The following is a 12219-nucleotide window of genomic DNA, read 5'->3' on the forward strand; positions in this document are numbered from 1 at the left end:
GTGGCCCGGGCGGAGGGTGGACCGCCCGGGCCACCGGCGCCCGGCTCAGGATCCGGCGGGCCGCAGGTGCTGCACGACGTCCGCCGCGTTGGGCTGGGTCGGCTGCCCCGCGCCGTAGGCGTTCGCGTCGTCCGGCCAGCCGGTCCAGTTCTTCGTGCTGTACGCGGCCCCGACGTTGTCCGCGCCGACCGGGATGATCGGCGTCTGCTCGACGAAGACCTTCTGGAGCGTGGCCAGGGCCGCGGTGCGGGCGGCGTCGTCGGTGGCGTTGGCGTACGCGGCGAGCGCGGCGGTGGCCTGCGGGTTGTCGAAGCGGCCGAAGTTGCCGGCGGGGGAGGCCTTGCCGATCGGCTTGAGCAGCCGGCCGTCCATCACCGTCTGGTAGATGTCGTACGGGGTCGCGCCGCCGTTGGTCCACCGGAAGGTCGCGTCGAACCGGCCCTCCTCGACGTTGCGGAACCAGGCGTCCTGGTTGGCCTTCTCCACGGTGGCGGTGATGCCGATGGTGGACAGGTTGTCCTTCACGATCTCCAGGCTCGTCTGGTAGTCCGACCAGCCGGACGGGTCGGTCAGGGTGAGGGTGACCGGCTTGCCGCTCGGGTCGACCAGCTTCTCGCCGGCGTACCGGAAGCCCGCCTCGGTGAGCACCTTCTTCGCGCCGTCGACGTCGATCCGCTGCTGCTGGCCCTTGAACTCGGCGGCGACGTAGGCGTCGCCGGCCGGGCTCGGCAGCCCGGTCACGCTGGTCACCACCGGGTGGAAGTACCCGGCCGAGGCCTGCTGGAAGATGTCCTCCCGGTTGACCACCATGTTCATCGCCCGGCGCAGGGCGGGGTTGTCGAACGGCTTACGGGTGGTGTTGATGTACAGGCCGTGGATGCCGAGCACCGGCGGCGCCCAGACCTTGTGGTTGGCCGGGTCCTTGCCGACGAACACCGTCTTGACGTTGGGGATGAAGACGAAGCTCCACTCGGACTCGCCGTTGGCCAGTGCCGTGGTCTGCGCGTTGTTGTCGGTGAACGAGGTGTAGCGCAGCTCCTTGACCTTCGGCAGTTCCTGCCAGTAGCCGCTGGTGCGCACGGTCAGGGTGGTGGTCTGCGGGGTGAACGACGTGAGCGTGTACGCGCCGCTGCCCACCGGGTTCTTGTTGACGTTGGTGCCCGGGTCCTTGATCGCCGACCAGATGTGCTGCGGAACGATCGGCACCTGGGCGATGATCTTCTGCTGGTTGACGAACTGCGGCGAGGCGAAGCCGAGGGTCACCTGGTTGCCGGCGGTGGTGATCGAGGTGTACGGGGTGGCCGCGATGTTGAGCGCCTCGTTGGCCTTGAGCAGGTTGTAGGTGAACGCGACGTCGGCGGCGGTGACCGGCTTGCCGTCGGACCAGGTGGCGTTGTCCCGGAGGGTGACGGTGACCGAGCGGTAGTCCGCGGTCCACTCGGCCTTCGTGGCCAGCCACGGCTTGAACGGATCGGCGGGCTTGACCGGGTTCCACATCATCAGCGGCTCGTAGATCTGCCACCGGTAGCCCAGCGACGCCGCCGACGAGGTGGTCAGGAACGGGTTGTGGTTCTCCGTCTGCGGGCCGTTGGGCATGCCGACGTTGAGCACGGTCGCGCCGCTGCCGGCCTTGTCCCGGTTCCGGGTGTTCGCGGTCTCGCTGCACGCGGTCCCGGTGGCGGCGATCGCGCCGGCCAGCGCGACGGCGACGAACTGGCGTCTTCTCATGGTGGTCTCCCTCGATGCTCCCCGCTGCGGGCGCGGGGTCGGTGGTGGGGGCAAGGGTGTGCGGTGTCGCGCCCGGTCGGCTCGAAGCCCCGACCGGTGGCGTGGATGGTGTGTCTCTCGGGTTGCGGGTGGTGCGGCCGGCTCAGGACCCGGTGGTCGAGCCACGGACGGTGAACGTGGTGGGTATGACGGTCGGTGCGTCGGGCAGCGGGGTGCCGTCGAAGTGGGCGATGAGGGCGCGGGCGGCGGCCTCGCCCATCTGGCGCAACGGCTGGTGCACGGAGGTCAGCGGGGGGTGGGTGTGCGCCGCCAGGGGCAGGTCGTCGAAGCCGACGACCGCCACGTCCTCGGGGACGCGGCGGCCGGCGGCGCGCAGCGCCTGGAGTGCCCCGGCGGCGGACAGGTCGTTGTGGGCGAAGACGGCGTCGAAGGGCGTACCGGCCGCCAGCAGCCGCTGCGCCGCAGCCCGCCCGCAGTCGAGGGTGAAGTCGCCCTCGACCACCAGGCTCGGGTCCAGCGGCAGGCCGGCCCGGGCGTAGCCCTCGGCGAAGCCGTCCAGTCGCTCGCCGGTGCAGCCGAACCGGTGCAGGCCGGTGACGACCAGGGGGCGGTGCCGGCCGAGGGCGAGCAGGTGCTCGGCCGCGGCCAGGGCGCCGGCCCGGTTGGTGGTCCGGACGGAGGGGAACTGCGGCTGGTGTCCCCGGTCGTCGATGAGGATCACCGGCAGTCCCCGGTCGTGCAGCGCGGTGATGTAGTCCAGGGTGCCCTCCGGCTCGACCACCAGCAGGCCGTCGAAGGACTTCGCGGAGACCTGGGAGGCGAACCGCCGCATCGACTCGTCCCCCCGGTTGCAGGTGAACAGCAGCAGGCCGTAGCCCTCGCTCTCCACCACGTCGACCGCTCCCTGGAGCACCTCGCCCATCCATGGCCAGGTGAGGGAGGGGACCAGCATGCCGACCACCCGGGCCCGGCCCCGGGCCAGCCCGACGGCGCGGTCGCTGGGCACGTAGCCCAGTTCCTTGATCACGGCGCGGACCCGGGCCGCCGTGGCCTGGCCGAGCTCGCCCTTGCCGTTGAGGACCCGAGAGACGGTCGTCTTGCTCACCCCCGCCCGGATGGCGACGTCGGCGATGGTGATCGGCACGTGACGCTCCCGGGTCGGAGGTGTTGAGGGAGTGTTTCGGAACCGGTTGCGGAAGCGGTTCCGGTCGCAGTCAACCGGAGTGACGCGGGCCACGTCAATAACGCCCAGGTAACGAAACATGGCTAATTTCAAGATCTTAAAGAAGCGGTACGTCGATGCCTGGCCTACGCCGGACGGGGCGGTCGACGCCCGGCCGGGCGCTGCGGCCTCAGCCCCACCACGGCAACGACTGGTCGGAGTCGAACAGCCCGGCGATGACGACCCGCGGCATCCCGCTGCTGCTGACCACGATCAGCAGGCCGAACCGCGCGGTCGTGCCGGCGGCCGGCACCAGCCCGGCGACCCGCGGCCGGGCGGCGCCGGGCGTCGTCGTCAACCCTGGTCGCCGCCGACCGCGTCGCCCGGACCGAGCCGTCCCTGTCCCCCGTGCTCGGGCGACGCCAGCACCAGCCTGGCGAGCACCGCGTCGGCGACCGCCGCCGCCCGTTCCCTCTCCAGACCCTGCCGGACGCCCACCTCGATCACCTGTTGATGCACCTCGGCGAGCTGTGCCGGGGTCAGCGCGGGGACGACCACGGCCGGGGAGCCGCGGCGGAACAACCTGCGCCAGAGGGCACCCACGCCCCTGCCCGCGCGGTCCGCCACCGAGCCCGCCGCCTGCTGTGCCGCCTGGTCCAGCACCAGCCACACCACCGCGGTCACCAGCGGCACGATCTCGCCCAGACCGAACCCCAGCGGCTCACGCCGCCGGGACCGCCGGCCCAACCGGCGCACCACCACGGCGTCGTCGAAGGCCGCCAGCCCCGTCACGACCGGCAACTCGGACGGGGCGACCTCCGTGACGACATCGCGAACCACGTCCCGAACCCTGACATCCCCCGCACGATCGTCGTGCTCCAGCCACACCATGCCTCTATATTGGTCGATCGGCACACGTGACGCCGCAACGGTTTCCCGACACCACCGGCCCGTCGGTCAGGCCCTCCGTGCGGCACCGCTCACCGGCAGATGTCCGACCGCGCTCCGTCCGTGTCCGGACAGGCGGGAAGACGCGCCTCGCGGTCCGTCCGCGTTGACCGGCGCGGGTGGCTGGAGTTCGAACGCTCTCGATGCTGCCGGCCGGGTGGTGCTCAGCGGGCCTGGGCGGGCAGCCGCAGGCACCCGTCGTCCACCTCGGCGACCTGTTCCACGGCGGTGAGCAGGGTGCGGTCGTGGGTGACCAGGACGGTGGCGGTGGCCTGCCGGTGGGTGAGACGGGTGATCAGGTCGATGACGGCCGCTCCGCGTTCGTGGTCGAGGGCGCTGGTGGGTTCGTCGACCAGCAGGACGGTGGGGTCGTTCATCAGGGCGCGGGCGATGTTGACCCGCTGGCGCTGGCCGCCGGAGAGCTGGTGGGGGCGGCGGTCGGCCTGGGCGGCCAGGCCGACGGCGTCGAGCAGTTCCATGGCGCGACCGCGCGCCCGGGTGGGGGAGCGGCCGTCGAGGTGGGCGATCACCTGGAGCTGTTCGGCGGCGGTGAGGGAGGGCAGCAGGTTGGGCTGCTGGAAGACGATGCCGATCTTGTGGCGGCGCAGGTCGGTGAGTTCGCCGCGGGTCATGCCGGTCGTGGTGGTGCCGTCGACGGTGACGGTGCCGGAGTCGGGGGTGATCAGGGTGGCGGCGACGGCGAGCAGGCTGGACTTCCCGGAGCCGGAGGGGCCGATGACGGCGGTCAGGGTGCCCTTGGGGACGTCCAGCGTGACGTGGTCCAGGGCCGTGAGGCGGCTGTCCCCGTCCGGGTAGGTGAGGGTGATGTCGGTCAGGTTGAGGCTCATCGGGCGCTCCCCAGGGCGGTCAGCGGGTCGACGGAGGTGATCCGTCGGATGGACAGGGCGGCCCCGAGCGCGCCGAGGACGATCATCACCGCGGCGGGGGTGAGGACGGTGGCGGGGGTGAGCAGGAACGGCACGGCGGTGCCGCCGAGGAGGGCCCCCAGCGCGACGGCGACGAGCGTGCCGACGAGGGTGCCGCCGGTGAGCAGGACGACGGCCTGGCCGAGCGCGTCGCGCAGCAGGTTGGCGGTGGAGGCGCCCAGGGCCTTGAGGACCGCGACATCGGCGCTGCGCTGGATCGTCCACACGGTGAAGAAGGCACCGATGACCAGGGCGGAGATGGCGAACAGGAAGCCGCGCATCAGCTGCAGCGAGCCGTTCTCGGAGGAGTAGGAGCCGATGGCGGACAGCGAACTGCTCGTGGAGACCGTCCTGGTGCCCGCGGCCTCGTCGGTGGCCTTCACGTCGACGCCGGAGGTGGTGTCCAGGGCGATGACGGTGGCGCTGGGGCTGTGGTCGTCGCCGACGGCGGGCGTGATCTTCCGCCAGGCGTCGAGGCTGATCCAGATCACCGGGGTGTGGCTGAAGGAGGCGTCACCGCTGACGGCCGCGACGGTCAGCGGGTGGCCGGCGACGCTGAGGGCGTCGCCGGGCCCGAGCCCGAGTTCGTCGGCGGCGTTGCGGGACAGCACCGCCGAGTCATCATCGATTTTGTCGCTGTCCGGGGCCAACGAGGCGCCGGGCCGGACGCCGAAGGCGGACACGCCGGCGCTCCTGTTCCCGGCGGTGGCCTTGGTCGTGGTGATCCCGAGCGGTTCGGCGCTCGTGACGCCGGGGGCTCCGGCCCACTGCCGCCACTGCTCCTCGGTGACCGTCGAGTTGGCGTAGGACAGGTCCTGCCCGCCGCTCGGAGGCTCGAAGGCGATCCTGTTCGCGGGCAGGCCGGTGATCGCGGAGACGTTCTGCTGGCCCAGTCCGGCGGTCAGCCCGGACAGCAGCCCGACCAGCAGGGTGATCAGCACGATGACGGCCCCGACCAGGGCGAACCGCCCCTTGGCGAACCTGAGGTCCCTCCAGGCGACAAACATGCTCTGACCTGCACTTTCATTTGATGGAAGCGGTACCCGTCCACCGTCGCAGCCGGTCCCCGGTCAGGACATCTGGCGCAGGGGGCCAGTTCTCGGGTCGGAAGGTGGCAGGCGGTCTCTAACTTTCGATCGACGCGCCGGCGGGTCGCCGTCTCCTAGGCTGGAAGGACCGTGAACACGACCGCCCCCGCGCCGATCCCCACCACCCGCACCCTGGCGTGGTGCCTGCACCTGCTGATCGTCGGCCTGCTCGCCCTGGCCGCGGCCCGGTCCGTGGCCGACGGGGCGCCGCGGTCCACGGCCGTCGTCGTGACGGCCGCCGCGACGGCGGTGGTGTACGCGGCCGGCCGACTGCTGCCGCGCGTCCGCGCCGACCGCGGCGCCGCCGCAGTGTGGCTGGCCGCCGTCGGCGCGTTGTGGCTGGTGCTGCTGGCCCTGTCGCCCGACGGGATCTGGGTCGCCTTTCCGCTGTACTTCCTCCAGCTCCACCTCCTGCCGCGCCGCGTCGGCCTGGTCGCGGTCGTCGCCACCGCCGCTGCGGCCGTCGTGGCCTTCGCCGCCCACGCCGGCGCCTTCACCCTGGCCATCGCGGTCGGCCCGACCCTCGGGGCGGCCGTGGCAGTGGCGGTGGTCTGGGGGTACCAGGCGCTGTACCGGGAGAGCGAGCAGCGCCGGAAGCTGATCGAGGAACTCACCACCACCCGCGCCGACCTGGCCGAGGCCCAGCACGCCGCCGGTGTGCTCGCCGAACGCGAACGCCTGGCCCGCGAGATCCACGACACCCTCGCCCAGGGGCTGTCCAGCATCCAACTGCTGCTGCGGGCCGCCGAACGCGCCCTGCCCGGCCGGCCCGACGCCGCCGCCCGCCACGTGGACCAGGCCCGTCAGGCAGCCGTGGACAACCTCGCCGAGGCCCGCCGTTTCGTCGCGGCGCTCACCCCGCCCACCCTGCAGGGCACCACCCTGGCCGGCGCCCTGGAACGCCTGTGCGCCACCACCTCCACCCGCCACCCGCTCACCGCCCGCTTCCACCTCACCGGTGATCCCGTGCCACTGCCCACCGCGCACGAGGTCGCCCTGCTGCGCATCGCCCAGTCCGCCCTGTCCAACACCGTCCGGCACGCCCACGCCGTCCACGCCGAGGTCACCCTCAGCTATCTCGGCGACCGCGTCGCCGTCGACGTCGTCGACGACGGAGCCGGCTTCGCCCACGACCTGCCGTCCACCGCAGGCCCGCCCCACGGCGGCTTCGGTCTGGCCGCCATGCGCGCCCGCGTGGACGCCCTGGGTGGCTCCCTCACCATCGAGTCCGCGACCGGCCGCGGCACCGCCCTGGCCGCCCAACTCCCGCTCACCGCCGCCGGGACCGCCCGTGACCGGGACTGAGTCGCTCATCCGGCTGCTCCTGGCCGACGACCACCCGGTGGTGCGGGCCGGGCTGCGCGCGGTGCTGGAGACCGAGCCCGGCTTCACCATCGTGGCCGAGGCGGCCACCGCCGAGGCCGCCGTCACCCGCGCCGCCGAGGGTGACATCGACGTCGTCCTGATGGATCTGCAGTTCGGCAGGGGGATGAACGGGGCCGAGGCCACCGCCGCGATCACCGCCCGGCCCGGAGCCCCCCGGGTCCTGATCGTCACCACCTACGGCACGGACGCCGACGTCGTGCCCGCCATCGAGGCCGGCGCCACCGGCTATCTCCTCAAGGACGCCCCGCCCGAGGACCTGGCCGCCGCCGTGCGCACCGCCGCCGCCGGCCGCAGCACCCTGGCTCCCACCGTCGCCGACCGGCTCATGAACCGGCTGCGCGCCCCCAGGGCCGCCCTGACCAGACGCGAGATCGAGGTTCTCGCCCTGGTCGCCGAGGGGCTGTCCAACCAGGCCGTCGGCCAGCGGCTGCACCTCACCGAGGGCACCGTCAAGTCCCACCTGGCCCACGTCTACGCCAAGCTCGGCGTCGACTCCCGTACCGCCGCCGTCGCGGCGGCGACGGATCTCGGCCTCATCCGTCGCTGAGCCGGTGGGGCCCGAGCCCCGACCGTGCTCCCTGCCGGTCCCGGGCCGGTGGGCCGTCGGCGGCCACCTGGCCCGGTGCGGGCCGGTCGGTAAGCTGCATCCTCCAGCGCGCGTACTGTCGGCGGGTGAGCACGCGCCGGCGGACCGGTCGCCGATCGTCGTCCGGCCGGCCCGGTCGGCCCCGGGAGACCCGGCGGTGACGCCGGGCGTGGTGGGTCGTGACGCGGGCGGACGAGCCGGGGTGGGAGTGGTCGTGACAGTGGACTGGCAGGCAGGAGGGGGTGCCGGCGCCGCCGGGTCGGGGCTGGCGCTGGTGGCCCTGCAGGGCCGGCTGAGCCTGCGCGAGGAGGTGGCCCAGGCGCTCCGCGCCGCGATCGTGGCGGGCCAGATCCGGCCCGGCACCATCTACTCGGCGCCGACCCTGGCGGTCCAGTTCGGCGTCTCCCCGACGCCGGTGCGGGAGGCGATTCTCGATCTGGCCAAGGAGGGTCTGATCACGATCGTCAAGAACAAGGGCTTCCGGATCAAGTCCCTCTCCGATCGGGAGCTCGACGAGATCACCGAGATCCGCGAGCTGCTGGAGATCCCGGTGGTGGCCGACCAGGTGGGCCGGCTCGGCGAGGAGCAACTCCGGGAACTGCGGGCCCTGGCGGAGGCCGTGGTGACCGCCGCGAGCCGGAGCGACGTCGTCGCGTACATCGAGGCGGACAGCGCGTTCCATCTGACCCTGCTGCGCGCCGGTGGCAACCTGCGGCTGGTGGAGACCGTGGCCGACCTGCGTAACCGCACCCGGCTGTACGGGCTGGACGGGCTGGTCAAGAACGGCCAGCTGGTCGGCTCGGCGGACGAGCACGTCCAGCTCGTGGACCTGCTGGAGGCGGCGGACCGGCCGGCGGTCGTCGCGTTGATGCGCCGGCACCTGCAACACGTACGGGGAATCTGGGCCGCCCGGCCCGAGCAGTAGCGGCGTGGCGGCTCCGCGCCGCCCTCGCCCAGCACCACCCGCGAGCCGGGGCGGCGTGCCTGCGCCTGGCGGAGGAGCCATTCATGGCTATTGGTCGGCCTCGTCGACCGTGCTACGGTGCCATGTAACATACTACTGGAGGTTCGGTGGAACAGATTCCGTGGCGGGGCGTCCTGGTGGCCACCGCACTGCCGTTCCGGCTTCCCGACCTGGTCGTCGACCACGAGGCCTACGCCACGCACGTGCGGTGGCTCGCCGAGAACGGCTGCCAGGGCGTCGTGCCGAACGGCTCGCTCGGCGAGTATCAGGCGCTCACCGCGGCCGAACGCACGGAGGTCGTGCGCACCGCGGTCGCGGCGGCCCCGCCCGGCTTCTCGGTGGTTCCCGGCGTGTCGGCGTACGGCGCGGACGAGGCGCGGCGCTGGGCCGACCAGGCCGCCGAGGCGGGCTGTCCGGCCGTCATGCTGCTGCCGCCCACCGCCTACCGGGCGGACGACGACGCCGTGGTGGCGCACTACCGCGAGGTGGCCAAGGCGGGCCTGCCGGTGGTGGCCTACAACAACCCGCTGGACACCCGGGTCGACCTCACCCCGGCCCTGTTGCGCCGGCTGTACGACGAGGGCCTGATCGTCGCGGTCAAGGAGTTCAGCGGCGACGTGCGCCGGGCGTACGAGTTGGCCGAGCTCGCCCCCGGCCTCGACCTGCTGGCCGGTGCCGACGACGTGTCCCTCGAACTCCTGCTCGGCGGGGCGGTCGGTTGGATCGGCGGCTACCAGAACGCCGTCCCGGCCAGCTGCGTCCGCCTCTACCAGGCTGCCGTCGCCGGGGACCTGGCAACCGCACTGCCGCTCTACCGCACGCTGCACCCGTTGCTGCGCTGGGACTCCCGCCCCGACTTCGTCCAGGCGATCAAGCTCTCCATGGACGTCGCCGGCCGTCCGGGCGGGCCCACCCGCCAGCCGCGCCGGCCGCTGTCGCCGACGGTCGCCACGGCCATCCGGGAGACCACCGAACGGCTGCTCGCGGCGGGTCACCGCTGATGCGCAGCAGCCGGGTGATCCACGTGGTCGACTCACACACCGAGGGGATGCCCACCCGGGTCGTGACCGGCGGCGTCCCGGTGATTCCGGGGGCCACCATGGCCCAGCGCCGGGAACACCTGATCGCGCACCTCGACCACCTGCGGACCTTCCTGATGTACGAACCCCGGGGCCACTCGGCGATGTCGGGGGCGATCCTGCAACCCCCGACCCGGCCGGACGCCGACGTCGGCGTGGTCTACATCGAGGTGTCCGGCTGCCTGCCGATGTGTGGCCACGGCACGATCGGGGTGGCGACCGTGCTGGTCGAGACCGGGATGGTCGAGGTCACCGAGCCGGTCACCACCGTACGGCTGGACACCCCGTCCGGGCTGGTGGTGGCGTCGGTGGCCGTGACCGGCGGTCGCGCCACCGCGGTGACCATCCGCAACGTGCCCTCCTTCGTGGTGGCGCTGGACGCCTCGGTGCAGGTGCCCGGCCTGGGCCGGGTCCGCTACGACCTGGCCTACGGTGGCAACTTCTACGCCATCGTGGACCTCGCCGAGGTGGGACTGCGGCTGGACCGGGGCGACCGGCAGCGGCTGCTCGACGCGGGCCTGGCCATCATGACGGCGATCAACGACGCCGACCGGCCGGTGCACCCCGAGCAGCCGGAGATCTCCGGCTGCCGCCACGTGTACCTGGCCGGGGAGGGCTCCGACGCGCAGCACTCCCGGCACGCCATGGTGATCCATCCGGGCTGGTTCGACCGGTCGCCCTGCGGCACCGGCACCTCGGCCCGGATGGCGCAGTTGCACGCCAGGGGGCTGCTCCCGCTGGAGCGGGACTTCACCAACGAGTCGCTGCTCGGCACCCGGTTCGTCGGCCGCCTGGTCGACACCGCCACGGTCGCGGGCACTGCGGCGGTGGTGCCTACGGTGACCGGGCGGGCCTGGCTGACCGGCACGGCACAGTTCTTCCTCGACCCCGATGACCCCTTCCCGGCAGGATTCCAGCTGTGAGCGAACTGATCCGTAGCTGCTCCCCGCAGCGCCCCACCGAACTGGTCGCCGAGCGGGCGGCGGTCGCCCCGGACCAGGTCCGGGCGCTGGCCGCGCGGGCCCGTACCGCGCAGGCCGGCTGGTGCCGGGAGCCGGCGGCCGGCCGCGTCGCCGCCCTGCGGGCCGCCGCCGACCGGCTGCGGGAGCGGGCCGACGTGCTCGCCGACCTGATCGTCCGCGAGGTGGGCAAGCCGGTCGGCGAGGCCCGCGCCGAGGTGGCCCGGGGCGCGGCGATCCTGGACTACTACGCGCAGGCGTGCCTCGCCGCCACCGGCGAGCTGCTGCCACCGTCCCTGCCGCCGGACCAGCCCGGCCTGCTCTACACCGAACGCCGGCCACGTGGCGTCGCCGGGCTGCTCACCCCGTGGAACTTCCCCCTGGCCATCCCGCTGTGGAAGGCCGCCCCGGCCCTTGCCACCGGCAACGCGGTGCTGCTCAAGCCCTCCCCCGACGCAGTGGCCTGCGGCGAGGCCGTGCAGCGGCTGTTCGACGGGCTGCTGCCGGACGGGCTGCTTCAGGTCGTGCAGGGTGGGCCGGAGACCGGGCGCGCGGTCGTCGCGGCGAGCGACGTCGTCTCGTTCACCGGCTCCGCCTCGGTCGGCGCGGAGGTCGCGGTCGCCGCCGCCCGCGCCGGCCTGCCGGTGCAGGCGGAGATGGGCGGCCAGAACGCCGCCGTGGTGCTGCCCGACGCCGACCCCGGCCCGACCGCCGCGCTGCTGGCCGGCGCCGCCATGGGGTACGCCGGGCAGAAGTGCACCGCGACCCGGCGGATCGTGGTCGTGGGTGACCCCGTGGAGTTCACCGAGGCGCTGGTGGCGGCGGTCGAGGCGGTCCGGGTCGGTGATCCCGCCGACCCGGCGGTCGCCGCCGGCCCGGTGATCAGCGCCGCCGCCCGGACCCGGATGCGCGACGCCGTCACGGCGGCGCGGGAGGCCGGGGCGCGGGTGCTCACCGGGGGCGGGCCCGGGACCGGGGACGGCTTCTTCGTCGCACCGGTGCTGCTGGACCGCGTCGACCCGACCCACCCGGTGGCCCAGGAGGAGACCTTCGGCCCGCTGGCGACCGTGCTGTCCGCGCCGGACCTGGCCCGCGCCGTCGAGTTGGCCAACGGCGTGCGCCACGGCCTGGTCACCTCGGTGCACGGCCGGGACGTCGGGGCGCTGCTGCACGCCGTACGTGGCCTCGACACCGGCCTGGTCCGGGTCAACGCGCCGACCACCGGGGTGGACTTCCACGCGCCCTTCGGCGGCGAGAAGGCGTCCAGCTACGGCCCGCGCGAGCAGGGCACCGCCGCCCTGGACTTCTACACCGCCACCCGCACCGTCACCTTCGCGGCCCCGTCGGAGCCGTGACCGGGCCACCGCCCCCACCCGACAGCCCCCACCCCGTC

General features: G+C 73.5%; 12 protein-coding genes. 6 read left to right on the forward strand and 6 right to left on the reverse strand.

Annotation, left to right across the window (positions count from 1 at the left end; translation table 11 throughout):
- Positions 1 to 45 precede the first annotated feature (45 nt).
- From ABT023_RS08710 to ABT023_RS08735, 6 genes are all read right to left on the reverse strand, one after another.
- Positions 46 to 1728 carry an ABC transporter substrate-binding protein gene (locus ABT023_RS08710; RefSeq protein WP_350883197.1) on the reverse strand — a complete coding sequence of 561 codons (1683 nt, stop codon included), beginning with the start codon at positions 1726 to 1728 and terminating at the stop codon, positions 46 to 48.
- A 142-nt stretch (positions 1729 to 1870) separates the two neighbouring features.
- Positions 1871 to 2872 carry a LacI family DNA-binding transcriptional regulator gene (locus ABT023_RS08715; RefSeq protein ID WP_350883199.1) on the reverse strand — a complete coding sequence of 334 codons (1002 nt, stop codon included), beginning with the start codon at positions 2870 to 2872 and terminating at the stop codon, positions 1871 to 1873.
- A 208-nt stretch (positions 2873 to 3080) separates the two neighbouring features.
- The gene (locus ABT023_RS08720) at positions 3081 to 3248 is read right to left on the reverse strand and encodes a hypothetical protein (RefSeq protein ID WP_350883201.1); all 168 of its coding nucleotides are present in this window, start codon (positions 3246 to 3248) and stop codon (positions 3081 to 3083) included.
- The gene (locus ABT023_RS08725) at positions 3245 to 3730 is read right to left on the reverse strand and encodes a hypothetical protein (protein ID WP_350883203.1); all 486 of its coding nucleotides are present in this window, start codon (positions 3728 to 3730) and stop codon (positions 3245 to 3247) included. Before ABT023_RS08725 ends, ABT023_RS08720 begins: the two co-directional genes overlap by 4 nt.
- 272 nt (positions 3731 to 4002) lie before the next feature.
- A complete protein-coding gene (locus ABT023_RS08730; RefSeq protein ID WP_350883205.1) occupies positions 4003 to 4686 on the reverse strand; it encodes an ABC transporter ATP-binding protein in 684 nt (227 codons plus the stop codon).
- Positions 4683 to 5771, reverse strand: coding sequence for an ABC transporter permease (locus ABT023_RS08735; RefSeq protein ID WP_350883207.1), 1089 nt, complete (start codon positions 5769 to 5771; stop codon positions 4683 to 4685). Before ABT023_RS08735 ends, ABT023_RS08730 begins: the two co-directional genes overlap by 4 nt.
- A 171-nt stretch (positions 5772 to 5942) precedes the next feature.
- On the opposite strand from ABT023_RS08735, the gene ABT023_RS08740 reads away from it, so the two are divergent.
- The 6 genes from ABT023_RS08740 to ABT023_RS08765 all read left to right on the forward strand — a co-directional run bounded on the left by ABT023_RS08740 (position 5943) and on the right by ABT023_RS08765 (position 12181).
- The gene (locus ABT023_RS08740; RefSeq protein ID WP_350883209.1) at positions 5943 to 7157 is read left to right on the forward strand and encodes a sensor histidine kinase; all 1215 of its coding nucleotides are present in this window, start codon (positions 5943 to 5945) and stop codon (positions 7155 to 7157) included.
- Entirely contained in the window at positions 7144 to 7785 is a 642-nt protein-coding gene (locus ABT023_RS08745; protein ID WP_350883211.1) for a response regulator, read from the forward strand. The genes ABT023_RS08740 and ABT023_RS08745 overlap by 14 nt, the downstream gene beginning before the upstream one ends.
- Positions 7786 to 8038: 253 nt before the next feature.
- Complete coding sequence (locus tag ABT023_RS08750; protein ID WP_350883213.1) at positions 8039 to 8749, forward strand: GntR family transcriptional regulator; 711 nt, start codon at positions 8039 to 8041, stop codon at positions 8747 to 8749.
- A gap of 146 nt (positions 8750 to 8895) precedes the next feature.
- Positions 8896 to 9789, forward strand: a complete 894-nt coding sequence (locus tag ABT023_RS08755) for a dihydrodipicolinate synthase family protein (RefSeq protein WP_350883215.1) — start codon at positions 8896 to 8898, stop codon at positions 9787 to 9789.
- The gene (locus ABT023_RS08760) at positions 9789 to 10790 is read left to right on the forward strand and encodes a proline racemase family protein (protein WP_350883217.1); all 1002 of its coding nucleotides are present in this window, start codon (positions 9789 to 9791) and stop codon (positions 10788 to 10790) included. Before ABT023_RS08755 ends, ABT023_RS08760 begins: the two co-directional genes overlap by 1 nt.
- The gene (locus tag ABT023_RS08765) at positions 10787 to 12181 is read left to right on the forward strand and encodes an aldehyde dehydrogenase family protein (protein ID WP_350883219.1); all 1395 of its coding nucleotides are present in this window, start codon (positions 10787 to 10789) and stop codon (positions 12179 to 12181) included. Before ABT023_RS08760 ends, ABT023_RS08765 begins: the two co-directional genes overlap by 4 nt.
- Positions 12182 to 12219: the final 38 nt, after the last annotated feature.

The sequence above is a fragment of the Micromonospora sp. NPDC002296 genome, assembly GCF_040296145.1.
Taxonomy (GTDB): domain Bacteria; phylum Actinomycetota; class Actinomycetes; order Mycobacteriales; family Micromonosporaceae; genus Micromonospora.

Bases quoted from the DNA above. Each gene is read 5' to 3' on its own strand.
- ABT023_RS08710 (WP_350883197.1), bottom strand. From the start codon at position 1,728: ATGAGAAGACGCCAGTTCGTCGCCGTCGCGCTGGCCGGCGCGATCGCC.
- ABT023_RS08760 (WP_350883217.1), top strand. From the start codon at position 9,789: ATGCGCAGCAGCCGGGTGATCCACGTGGTCGACTCACACACCGAGGGG.
- ABT023_RS08730 (WP_350883205.1), bottom strand. From the start codon at position 4,686: ATGAGCCTCAACCTGACCGACATCACCCTCACCTACCCGGACGGGGAC.
- ABT023_RS08735 (WP_350883207.1), bottom strand. From the start codon at position 5,771: ATGTTTGTCGCCTGGAGGGACCTCAGGTTCGCCAAGGGGCGGTTCGCC.